The sequence below is a fragment of the Ruegeria sp. YKSF131 genome (assembly GCF_059612645.1).
The window spans coordinates 23,770-35,512 of the sequence record NZ_JBXWQZ010000049.1 but is presented as its reverse complement, the minus strand read 5'-3'; the positions used below and the strand labels follow the sequence as shown (position 1 = coordinate 35,512).

General features: G+C 56.5%; 9 protein-coding genes and 1 rRNA gene. 4 read left to right on the top strand and 6 right to left on the bottom strand.

The features are described 5' to 3' along the window. The 3 genes from AC2FLZ_RS16170 to msrP all read right to left on the bottom strand — a co-directional run. Window positions 1-1,111 (bottom strand): 16S ribosomal RNA (locus tag AC2FLZ_RS16170); the annotation flags it as partial. A gap of 652 nt (window positions 1,112-1,763) precedes the next feature. Beyond that, window positions 1,764-2,378: a protein-methionine-sulfoxide reductase heme-binding subunit MsrQ gene (gene msrQ / locus AC2FLZ_RS16165; RefSeq protein ID WP_480555929.1), complete on the bottom strand. Its 615-nt coding sequence runs from the start codon at window positions 2,376-2,378 to the stop codon at window positions 1,764-1,766. 4 nt (window positions 2,379-2,382) lie between these two features. Further along, on the bottom strand, window positions 2,383-3,285 hold the full coding sequence (gene msrP / locus AC2FLZ_RS16160; RefSeq protein ID WP_480607486.1) for a protein-methionine-sulfoxide reductase catalytic subunit MsrP: 903 nt from the start codon (window positions 3,283-3,285) through the stop codon (window positions 2,383-2,385). Window positions 3,286-3,664: 379 nt separating this feature from the next. On the opposite strand from msrP, the gene AC2FLZ_RS16155 reads away from it, so the two are divergent. Both AC2FLZ_RS16155 and AC2FLZ_RS16150 read left to right on the top strand, forming a co-directional pair. Next, window positions 3,665-4,480 carry a cyclase family protein gene (locus tag AC2FLZ_RS16155; RefSeq protein WP_480555930.1) on the top strand — a complete coding sequence of 272 codons (816 nt, stop codon included), beginning with the start codon at window positions 3,665-3,667 and terminating at the stop codon, window positions 4,478-4,480. A gap of 97 nt (window positions 4,481-4,577) precedes the next feature. Then, window positions 4,578-5,201 carry a class I SAM-dependent methyltransferase gene (locus tag AC2FLZ_RS16150; protein ID WP_480474869.1) on the top strand — a complete coding sequence of 208 codons (624 nt, stop codon included), beginning with the start codon at window positions 4,578-4,580 and terminating at the stop codon, window positions 5,199-5,201. A gap of 53 nt (window positions 5,202-5,254) precedes the next feature. Here the strand turns inward: AC2FLZ_RS16150 and clpB are convergent, their stop codons facing one another. After that, window positions 5,255-7,873: an ATP-dependent chaperone ClpB gene (gene clpB, locus AC2FLZ_RS16145; RefSeq protein WP_496882416.1), complete on the bottom strand. Its 2,619-nt coding sequence runs from the start codon at window positions 7,871-7,873 to the stop codon at window positions 5,255-5,257. 125 nt (window positions 7,874-7,998) lie between these two features. Next, entirely contained in the window at window positions 7,999-8,316 is a 318-nt protein-coding gene (locus AC2FLZ_RS16140) for a hypothetical protein (protein WP_480521174.1), read from the bottom strand. Window positions 8,317-8,455: 139 nt separating this feature from the next. Here AC2FLZ_RS16140 and pyrF point away from each other — a divergent pair, with 139 nt between their 5' ends. Next, window positions 8,456-9,160 carry an orotidine-5'-phosphate decarboxylase gene (gene pyrF, locus AC2FLZ_RS16135; protein ID WP_496882415.1) on the top strand — a complete coding sequence of 235 codons (705 nt, stop codon included), beginning with the start codon at window positions 8,456-8,458 and terminating at the stop codon, window positions 9,158-9,160. Between the two features lie 350 nt (window positions 9,161-9,510). Beyond that, window positions 9,511-10,764, top strand: a complete 1,254-nt coding sequence (locus AC2FLZ_RS16130) for a DNA polymerase IV (RefSeq protein ID WP_480555932.1) — start codon at window positions 9,511-9,513, stop codon at window positions 10,762-10,764. 2 nt (window positions 10,765-10,766) lie between these two features. Here AC2FLZ_RS16130 and AC2FLZ_RS16125 read toward each other — a convergent pair whose 3' ends face one another. Beyond that, window positions 10,767-11,627: an N-formylglutamate amidohydrolase gene (locus AC2FLZ_RS16125; RefSeq protein ID WP_496715664.1), complete on the bottom strand. Its 861-nt coding sequence runs from the start codon at window positions 11,625-11,627 to the stop codon at window positions 10,767-10,769. Window positions 11,628-11,743: the final 116 nt, after the last annotated feature.

The following is an 11,743-nucleotide window of genomic DNA, read 5'->3' as shown; positions in this document are numbered from 1 at the left end:
TATCACGGGCAGTTTCCATAGAGTGCCCAGCCGAACTGCTGGCAACTAGGGATGTGGGTTGCGCTCGTTGCCGGACTTAACCGAACATCTCACGACACGAGCTGACGACAGCCATGCAGCACCTGTCACCAGGTCACCGAAGTGAAAGACCCATCTCTGGGCCGGTCCTGGGATGTCAAGGGTTGGTAAGGTTCTGCGCGTTGCTTCGAATTAAACCACATGCTCCACCGCTTGTGCGGGCCCCCGTCAATTCCTTTGAGTTTTAATCTTGCGACCGTACTCCCCAGGCGGAATGCTTAATCCGTTAGGTGTGTCACCGAATAGTATACTATCCGACGACTGGCATTCATCGTTTACGGTGTGGACTACCAGGGTATCTAATCCTGTTTGCTCCCCACACTTTCGCACCTCAGCGTCAGTATCGAGCCAGTGAGCCGCCTTCGCCACTGGTGTTCCTCCGAATATCTACGAATTTCACCTCTACACTCGGAATTCCACTCACCTCTCTCGAACTCTAGACCGATAGTTTTGGAGGCCGTTCCGGGGTTGAGCCCCGGGATTTCACCCCCAACTTTCCGATCCGCCTACGTGCGCTTTACGCCCAGTAATTCCGAACAACGCTAACCCCCTCCGTATTACCGCGGCTGCTGGCACGGAGTTAGCCGGGGTTTCTTTACCTGCTACCGTCATTATCTTCACAGGCGAAAGAGCTTTACGACCCTAAGGCCTTCATCACTCACGCGGCATGGCTGGATCAGGGTTGCCCCCATTGTCCAAGATTCCCCACTGCTGCCTCCCGTAGGAGTCTGGGCCGTGTCTCAGTCCCAGTGTTGCTGATCATCCTCTAAAACCAGCTATAGATCGTAGGCTTGGTAGGCCATTACCCCACCAACTACCTAATCTAACGCGGGCTAATCCTTTGGCGATAAATCTTTCCCCCGAAGGGCTCATACGGTATTACTCTCCGTTTCCAGAGGCTATTCCGTACCAAAGGGCATATTCCCACGCGTTACTAACCCGTCCGCCGCTCACCCCGAAAGGCGCGCTCGACTTGCATGTGTTAGGCCTGCCGCCAGCGTTCGTTCTGAGCCAGGATCAAACTCTCAAGTTGAAATGATGTTGCCATCATATCCTTGACGTTCGAACCTCTGCACATCTTTGATTGCGCTACCGCCTATTCGGCTACTTGAGCGCGATTAGGCAATACCCCTACCCGGCTAGGCAGGGTGCAACCAAAAGTCATCTGTTTGTCTGTGCTTCAGGTCTCCTAAGAAACCGAAAGCCGTACAAACAGTGAAGCTGACACTCTATCATCGGGCATAAACCCTAAGAGCGCGATATACAGACATTCAATCCGTCGAAACGAACCAAACCGCCCACATATCTCTTCAGTTATCCATCAATGTCAAAGAACAAAACACCCAGAGCCAAAAACCAGACCGTAACGCCAATCCCTTAGCGCAACCGCCTAAACCCCAACCTCAGATGCCCACCGTCTCTCCGGTGCGTCTCAACCGTCTTTCCAGTCCGTCAGGCCAACCTCAGCTGCGCCGGTGAAGGGGTATTTACGGATTAGACTCCCTACCCGCAAGCGGAAAATGCACAAAAACTATAGAAAATGCAGATTTCAAAATTAATTATTTATTTTCAAATTGTTAGCTGATTCATATCAAGCGGAGGCGCGCCAAAATCGTCGGAAACACAGACGGGGTTCCGCACTTTATCACCTTGTTCATAATGTAACTCACAGACTCGCTTCCGAGTCAGGCAGAATCTGCTGTGTTGGACTGGAGTGACAGGCTTGGAATCGGCAACCGGAGGGTAAGAAGGATGACGATAGCTGCCAAATAGATCAGCGGCTCGATCTGAAACCCTTTTGCCAGCATCACATAATGCAGGCCGCCCAGCAAAGCGGCCGGGTACACCAGCCAATGCAGCCTGCGCCAACGCGGCCCCAGTTGGCGCACCGACCAGTTGTTGGATGTTACCGTCAGAGGCAACAGCAAAAGAAACGCCCCCATTCCAACTGTAATATAAGGACGCTTGAGAATATCCGCCCAAATCTGGCTGGGAAGCTGTACGTCCAGAACCAGCCAGACAAGGAGATGCAGGCTGACATATACAAAAGTCAGCACGCCAATGGCCCGACGGAACTTCATCAGGTTCAAGCCCACAAATCGGCGCAAGGATGTGATGGCCAGACCGGCAATCAGCAATTGTAACGCCAGTTCGCCATAGCGGTGCTCCAGCGCCTCAATCGGTTCGATCCCCAAACCGCCAGTCAGGCCAAGATAGAACAGCCAGGGCGCAGGCAGCACCCCCGTCAAATAAACAGCCCATACCGGAATACGCCGGAGTGTCTGATTGATAGCTTGCATGATTCTAGTAATTCCTGGCCAGATCCATACCTTCATAAAGGCTGGCGACCTCTTCTTCATAACCGTTGAACATCAGCGTCGGTTTACGCGAGGCAAACAAGCCGCCGCCGATTTCACGTTCTGAGGCTTGTGACCAGCGCGGATGATCCACGTTCGGGTTTACATTGCTATAAAACCCGTATTCTCGCGAATTGGCCATATTCCAACTGGTGGGCGGCTCTTCTTCAGCAAGCGTGATACGGACAATCGACTTGATCGATTTAAACCCGTATTTCCACGGCACGACCAGACGCAAAGGCGCGCCGTTCTGATTTGGGATCGGCTTGTTATAGATACCAGTGGCCATGATCGTAAGCGGATGCATCGCCTCATCCAGGCGCAAACCCTCGCGATAGGGCCATTCCAGAATTGGATAGCGTGTTCCCGGCATCTCATCCGGGCGGTGGGCCGTTTCGAACGCCACGTATTTCGCGCCCTCTTTAATCCCTGCCATGTTCAGAAGATCGGCCAATTCGAACCCGTTCCATGGAATGACCATCGACCAGGCTTCAACGCAACGGAAGCGATAGATGCGTTCTTCGATCGTCATCTCGGACAGGATGTCCTTGAAATCATACTCACCGGGACGATCGACCAGACCGTCAATCTTGACGCTCCAGGGTTCGGTCACCAGCGTATGTGCATATTTCGCCGGATCATCTTTTCCGGTCCCGAACTCATAGTAGTTGTTGTAACTCGTGATCTCTTCCCACGTGTTCGGCTCCAGCGCATCCTGCGCCGCAGCTGGTCGACCCATTGCCGCCAAACCAACACCCGCCATCCCGGCCATGACCTGCCGCCGGTTCAGGAACGCCGCCCGTGGGGTGACGTAGGCATGTGTCAATGTATTGGTCCAGCGATGCGCCATCTGGGTCTCCGTCATATTCGTTTGTCATTACAGATTTAGGGTGCTGATAGCACAGACCCATGGAAACAGGCGTCACGTTTGAGCGACGTGATTGTAACGTTCCGGTTGGCGACAGGCCCAGACAGGCGGACTGTGCCGCGCTTTGCCCGTTGTTTGACGGTCGTCACGACCTGAGCCAACTCGCGGTGCTCGAACATTACGCCGGGCATATACGTTTTACTCAGAGCTGGCTCTGAAAGGAGAATTACAGCCGGGTAGCCTGCCTGCAGTCTTTACAACTGCGGGTCCAAAACTGCACTCTGTCCGACAGGCACCATACGCGATCAACAGTGTGGCGGGCCTGTTTTTGCAGCCGCGTGGCCGCAATGGGAGGACAAAAATGTGTGATATCTGTGTAATGAACGCCGTAAAAGACAGGATGCTGTCCCGGCGCGGGTTCTTCAAAGCTGCTGCGGCATCGGGTGTTGCGGCTGCCGCAACCGGAGCAATGGCACCGGCCGCACTGGCCGCGGGGCATGGCGGTGTCCAAGACATGACCCACACGCTCAGCCCGGAGTTCCCGACCTGGGGCGGAGAGCCGGGCATCTCGGCTGAACAGGCATTCAATTTCGCGGAACACGGATTCAATCTGTTCAATTTGTCGATTAATGAGCATACGGGCACGCATATAGATGCCCCACTGCACTTTTCTGCGGATGGAGCTTCAGTCGATGAAATCCCGGTCTCAGATCTGGTTGCACCACTTTGCGTGGTCGATATCGCAGCCCGCGCAGCAGAAGACGCCGATACGCGTTTAACCCCTGATGACCTGAAAGCCTGGATAGCCACCAACGGTGACATCCCCGACGGGGCCTGCGTCGCCATGCACTCGGGATGGGCAGGCAAAACCGCTACGGATAAGTTCCGCAATTTCGACGGCGAAGCGCAGCATTACCCAGGCTTTCACGTTGAAGCTGCGCAGATGCTGATGGAGGAAACCGGGGCGCGGTCAATTGCCGTTGACACCTTGTCACTGGATCACGGCATGTCTGCGGATTTCGCCACCCATTATGCCTGGTTGCCTTCTGGCCGGTTCGGGATCGAATGCCTGGCCAATCTGGACCGGGTACCCGCGACGGGCGCGACACTTGTTATTGGCGCACCGAAACACGCTGGCGGTACCGGAGGTCCGGCGCGGATACTTGCGCTGATCTGACCTAACTGACGTACGGCGAAACTGGCCCGCTTTCTTCAGTGGGCCAGTTTCCTTCTGCGCATTCCATGAGTGGTAGGCACTGAGAGAAAGCCAGCCAATGGGCAAGACCAAATCTGATACCACACGGCGCTATGATACCGCTGCACCAAAATGGCGGGATAAGATGCGTGCTCTTGGTTATTACGATGCGTATCTTGGTTTTCTGTCAGCAAGTCAGCTCGCGCCAGAGCATAACAATCGGGTTGTTGATATCGGTGCCGGAACCGCCTCGTTTGCAGAAGCCTGGGTCGCTGTTCATGGGTCACCCGTCGAAGTAACCCTTCTCGAACCCAGTCAAGCCATGTTGAAACAGGGTCAAAGCGCGTTACAGGCGCGGGGTGTCGAGCCAAGACTTGTGCAGGGCTTGTTAGGGTCTGTCGTTCTGGAACCCGCTGATGTGGCACTGGCTGCGCATGTCATCGAACATTGCCTCGATCCTTTGTGCGCACTTGAGCAGATTCACGATTTGATGCGCCCTAGTGGTCGTTTGTATCTGGTGGTGTCAAAGCCGCATTGGTGCAATGCGATCATCTGGCTGCAATGGCGCCATCGCACATTCGGCAGAGAAGAAATTCTGGGACTATTGCACAAAGCTGGCTTCGAATGCGAATGTGAGCACTCATTTCCCGCAGGCCCACCATCCCGGACAAGCCGGGGAATTTTGGCGCGTCGGAGAACGTAGATTCAGACAAATAAAGACCCGCCAATACGGCGGGTCTTCCGTTTGTGCCTAAGTCAATGCACCACTGCGTCATCCGGGCGGGGCCGTTCCGACGTCCCCAACCGGTCACCGATGATCAAGCCATCTGCCCCGGCGGTGACCGGAACGACCTCACCATCCTTGATATCACCGGCCAGCAGCGCTTCGGCCAGCGGGTTCTGCAGGGCGCGCTGAATCACGCGTTTCAGCGGGCGGGCTCCGAAGACAGGGTCATAGCCTTCGTTGGCCAGCCATTCCTTGGCGCCATCGTCCAGGACCAGCTCGATCTTGCGGGCCGCCAAGCGTTTTTGCAGACGCGCCATCTGGATATCGACGATGCCATCCATATCGGCCCGCTTGAGCCGGTCAAAGATGATCGTTTCGTCCAGACGGTTCAGGAACTCGGGCCGGAAATGTGCCCGCACTGCATCCATCACGTCACGGCGGGCCTGCGCGCTGTCCGCGCCATCGGGCAACTGGCTGAGCGCCTGAGAGCCGAGGTTCGACGTCAGAATGATCAGCGTCTGCTTGAAGTCCACGGTGCGGCCCTGACCATCGGTCAGCACACCGTCATCCAGAACCTGCAACAGCACGTTGAACACATCCGGGTGCGCCTTTTCGACCTCGTCAAACAGCACGACCTGATAGGGCCTGCGCCGCACGGCTTCGGTCAGCACACCGCCTTCGTCATAACCGACATAGCCCGGAGGGGCACCGATCAGACGGGCAACCGCGTGTTTCTCCATGAACTCGGACATGTCGATGCGCACCATCGCGTTGTCGTCGTCGAACAGGAAGTTCGCCACGGCCTTGGTCAGCTCGGTCTTACCCACGCCGGTCGGTCCGAGGAACAGGAACGATCCCAGTGGGCGGCCTTCGTCATTCAGACCCGCTCGCGCACGGCGCACGGCGTTGGCGACAGCAGTCACCGCTGCATCCTGACCAATCACGCGGGAATGCAGAGCGTCTTCCATCCGCAACAGCTTCTCGCGCTCACCTTCCAGCATTTTCGAGGTCGGGATACCGGTCCAGCGTTCCACGACAGAAGCAATCTGTTCAGGGCGCACCGTTTCCTCGGCCATCATACCATTGCTTTCGGCGTTCTCGGCCTCGGTCAGCTTTTTCTCAAGCTCGGGGATGACGCCATAGGACAGTTCCCCCGCTTTGGCCAGGTTGCCTTCACGCTTGGCGATCTCAAGATCAGCGCGCGCCTTGTCGAGCTGTTCCTTCAGGTCACGGGCACCCGCCAGCTTGTCGCGTTCGGCCTGCCATTGCGCTGTCATCTCGGCGGATCGTTCCTGCAAATCGGCCAGGTCCTTTTGCAAGGTTTCCAGACGATCTTTCGAGGCCGCGTCATCTTCAAGCTTCAGTGCCTCTTCCTCGATCTGCATCTGGAGGATGTTCCGGTCGAGTTGATCGAGTTCTTCGGGCTTGCTGTCGACCTCCATCCGCAAACGCGATGCGGCCTCGTCGACAAGGTCGATCGCTTTGTCGGGCAGAAAGCGGTCAGTTATATAGCGGTGCGACAGGGTCGCCGCTGAAACAAGCGCTGAATCCGAGATGCGCACACCGTGGTGCAGTTCGTACTTTTCCTTGATGCCGCGCAGGATGCTGATCGTATCTTCGACCGTCGGCTCCTGCACCATTACAGGCTGGAACCGGCGCGCAAGGGCTGCGTCTTTTTCCACGTATTTGCGGTACTCGTCCAGCGTGGTCGCACCGATACAATGCAGCTCGCCGCGGGCAAGCGCAGGCTTGATCAGGTTGGCCGCATCCATTGCACCATCAGATTTCCCGGCACCGACCAGCGTATGCATTTCGTCGATGAACAGGATGATTTCACCCGCAGCTTCAGTCACCTCGGTCAGAACGGCCTTGAGGCGTTCTTCGAATTCACCGCGATATTTCGCACCGGCGATCAGCGCACCCATATCGAGCGCAAGCAGCTTCTTGTCCTTCAGCGATTCCGGCACATCGCCGTTGATGATACGCAGGGCCATGCCCTCGGCAATCGCGGTCTTACCGACGCCGGGCTCACCAATCAGAACCGGGTTGTTTTTGGTGCGACGCGACAGAACCTGCATCGAACGGCGGATTTCCTCATCCCGACCGATGATCGGATCAATTTTGCCTTCGGCTGCAGCCTCGGTCAGGTCACGCGCGTACTTCTTGAGCGCGTCATAGCCTTCTTCCGCCGACGCGCTGTCAGCGGTGCGACCCTTGCGGATGTCGTTAATCGCTTCGTTCAGTTTTTGCGCTGATACGGCTCCGGCGTCCAATGCATCCTTGGCCTTGGACTTCACCATGCACAGCGCCATCAGAACACGTTCAACCGGCACGAAACTGTCGCCTGCCTTTGAGGCTATCTTTGCGGCGTCGTCCAGGACTTTGGCAGTCTGGCCATCCATGTAAATCTGGCTCGCGTCACCGCTGACCTTGGGGATTTTCCCCATCGCAGTGTCCAGCGCCTCAACCACGCGGCTCGGCGCGCCGCCCGCGCGTGTGATCAGGTTGCTGGCCAACCCCTGATCGTCATCCATCAGTGCTTTGAGTATATGCGTGGGCTCCAGCCTCTGGTGCCCCTCGCGCAGCGCAATGGTCTGCGCAGCCTGCACGAATCCCCGTGCCCGCTCGGTGAACTTGTTCAAGTCCATGATATTCTCCTTTTCCAAGCGCCCCGTTTTGACATGCCCGCCTGGCAGCACATATCGGTCGAAGCCTCACATTCAATCTGGGAAATATCTTCGGTGGTTCAAGAGGCTAAAACACAGAAATCGACCTATTCGCGCTGGATGGTATAGACTGTATAACCACCAGTCTCGGCGACCTGAACGGCACCCAGATCATTCACCAAAGTTTGGGCTGCCGCACTTCCCGTCGGGCAAGAGACCAGATCTGCGGTATGGTCCAGGAAATTGCCGGTAAACGCCGTTTCACCAGTAAGTTGACACCAATCACCCTCAGACCTGTAACCACCAACCAAACGCAAATCGTCATTGGTCGGCACTGGTGCAGCCCCTGTGTCCGGTGTTTCGGGTGGCGTGTCATTACACGCGGCCAGTGCAATCAACGCGCCCAGCAGAACCAGCTTATTCATTTTTTACCCCTTATTTTGAATTCAAGTTATCAATACAGAGCACGATAACACGAATTGAAGCTGCCTGCGCGGCTTAGCAGATGGACAGAGCGGCCCGAAGCCGCTAGGACGCAGACGTTTGCCAAAAAGGAGCGCCCCCATGTCAGATGACCGCCTGATCGTAGCCCTTGATGTCCCCAACGCTCTGCAAGGGTTGGCCATGGCTGAACGTTTGGGGGACAGCGTTTCTTTCTACAAAATCGGGCTGGGTATGCTGACCGGTGGCGGGTTGGCATTGGCCAACGAGCTGAAACAGGACCACGGCAAGCGCATCTTCCTGGACATGAAATTGTTCGACATTGGCAATACTGTAGAAAATGCCGTTCGGGGGTTGGCGCAATTCGATCTGGATTTTCTGACCGTGCATGGTGACCCTCATGTGGTGCGCGCTGCCAAAGAAGGTGCTGCGGGTAAAGACCTGAAGATCCTCGCCGTGACTATCCTGACCTCGCTGAACCGCGACGATTTGGACGCAAGTCTTCTGAAATCCGGCGATGTGCAGGACTTGGTTGTCGAACGCGCGGCCAAAGCCTTTGAAGCCGGAGCTGATGGCGTTATCGCCAGCCCGCAGGAAGCCGCCCTGATCCGTGCTCTGCCACAGGCTGAAGGGCGTCTGATTGTAACCCCTGGTGTGCGCCCGGCTGGCGCAGCGCTTGGTGATCAGAAACGTGTAGCCACCCCGGCAAGCGCCATTCAGGATGGCGCAGATCACATCGTTGTTGGCCGCCCGATTTATCAGGCAAAAGACCCAAAGGCCGCTGCTGAGGCCGTTCTTTCCAAATTAAATTCTCTCAAGGTGTGCTAAGACCACCTGGTCATTTCAAGTGGGTTTTGCGTTGGATTTTCCGCGCAACAAGTTGACCTAAGGTCACTTTTTGACGAAACCGCGCCAAATCGTCTCTGTGCCAGAAAACACACATTCAAAACCCGAGTTTTCTCGGCACAACCTTCATCCTATCGAAACTAATGATTTTCAGGGATTCTGAAGGGGAAATACTCCCCTACGAACCGCTTCTTCCTGAGGTTCGTTACTTCCCCCCGCGATGTGCGGGGGGTCTTCTTTTCAAATCATCCCATGCCAGCAGGGCCTTTGATCCAGGATCACAGGTGATATAAAGAACTTCCAAGCCAACTGCGGAACGCATGAGGACGCAGATGCCCGGTCTTTGCCGAGATTGCCTGACCACATTGTCAAACGAACAACGCTGTACTGCCTGTGGCAGTCCGCGGGTAAAGACTCACTCGGAACTGTTTGACCTGTCGATTGCCCATATGGATTGTGACGCCTTCTATGCCTCGGTGGAGAAACGTGACAACCCTGAACTGGCGGACAAACCGGTTATCATTGGCGGCGGCAAGCGCGGCGTTGTTTCAACTGCCTGCTACGTTGCCCGTATTCGCGGTGTCCGGTCGGCCATGCCCATGTTCAAGGCGTTGCAACTCTGCCCCGAAGCCGTCGTGATCAAGCCGCGCATGTCCGTCTACGCCCAGGTGTCGCGCGACATCCGCGCCATGATGGATGAATTGACACCCGTGGTCGAACCCCTGTCGCTGGACGAAGCCTTCATGGACCTGTCGGGAACCGAACGTTTGCATGGCGCGCCACCGGCCGTCATGCTGGCGCGTCTGGTCAAGCGCATGAAGGATGAAATCGGTGTCACCGGCTCAATCGGGTTAAGTCACAACAAGTTTTTGGCCAAGGTCGCATCGGACCTCGACAAACCGCGCGGATTTTCAGTGATTGGCAAGGCGGAAACGGCAGAGTTTCTGAGTGACAAACCCGTAAGGTTGATCTGGGGCATTGGCCCGGCTGCGCAGGAAGCGCTGGACCAGGCCGGGATCAGAACTTTCAGTGATTTGCTGCGTTGGGATCAGGAGGCACTTACCGCACGGTTCGGTTCGATGGGATATCGCCTGTGGCACTTGGCCCGGGGTCAGGACAAGCGACGCGTATCTGCGCATGAGCCGATGAAATCCATCAGCAACGAGACGACATTTTTCGAAGACACGTCGAGCCTTGATATTCTGGACGGCCATTTGTGGCGCATGGCCCTGAAAGTGTCGGACCGCGCCAAGGCAAAGGATCTGGCAGGTCGGGTTGTCACGTTGAAACTGAAGAAAGCCAATCACAAGATCCTGACGCGGCGCGTGTCCTTGCGGGATGCGACACAGATTGCCGACCGGATTTACCGCACGGCCCGGGGCCTGTTCGATCAGGTTGTCGATCAGGGGCCGTATCGGTTGTTGGGCTGTGGTTTGTCTGACCTTTGCCCGGCGGATCAGGCGGATATTTCCGGCGACCTGCTGGATCCGGATGCTGCCCGCAGATCAAAGGCCGAACGGGCCACGGACGAGATTCGCCAGCGGTTCGGGGCCGAAGCAATCATGAAGGGCCGTGCGCTGCGCTGATATTATTCCGCCGCCAGACGCTCTGGGCTCGCACCCAGGCTGGAAATCTCCCGGACCACCTGCCTGAGCAGCTTCGAGAACGCCATGAAATTGGCATTGGGCGCGATTTTTTCTTCGTCCATGTACAAAGCGCGATCGATCTCGATCTGAACAGCGTGCTGCTGGCGACCGGGACGACCATAGGTTTGTGTCACATATGCCCCGGCAAAAGGCGCATTGCGTGCCACGTTGAGACCCGCTGCCGCAAAAGCCGCTTCAATGAGGTCCACAACCTCAGAGGATGCGGACGCGCCAAACCGGTCGCCCAACACGATCTCGGGCCGCCTTCCGCGCGCAGTGCCTGCCATGGCCACCGCCTCGTGCGGCATCGAGTGGCAGTCCACCAGAATTGCCTGTCCGAACATCTCGTGTGATTCGGCCAGCAGGGATTTCAACCGCGCATGATAAGGGCGCCAATAAGTGTCGATGCGCAGCCGCGCTTCGTCCATGGTGAGTTTGCCGCGATAAATTGCCCGACCGTTGGCTACCACGCGGGGAATCACCCCGAGCCCTGACGCGACCCTTGGATTATGCCCGAGCCTGCGGGCACCGCTGATCAAGGCCGGGTCAAGTTCATCCAGACTGCGGTTCAAATCCAGATAGGCGCGTGGCATGGCCGCCTTGATCAAAGGGGCACCGTTTTCCGCGGCGGGCGCGAACAACTGATCAACAAAGGCGTCTTCTGAGGATCGAATCACGCTCCGGTTCAATACGGACCGGTTCAGAAAAGCCTCAGGATACTCCCGCCCGCTGTGAGGCGATGAAAAAACCACGCACGAGGTGCGGTTTTCGGGCATATCCAATACATAGGCTGCGCTTTGCATGATCCCTCCGTGCTCGTAATCAACATAGACCGGAAAAATTGTTCTTCCAAACCCCTTGAACCCATTTGCGACTCCTTTTATAGACCCGCTACCGGCGCGGGGATCCGCGCCCCATT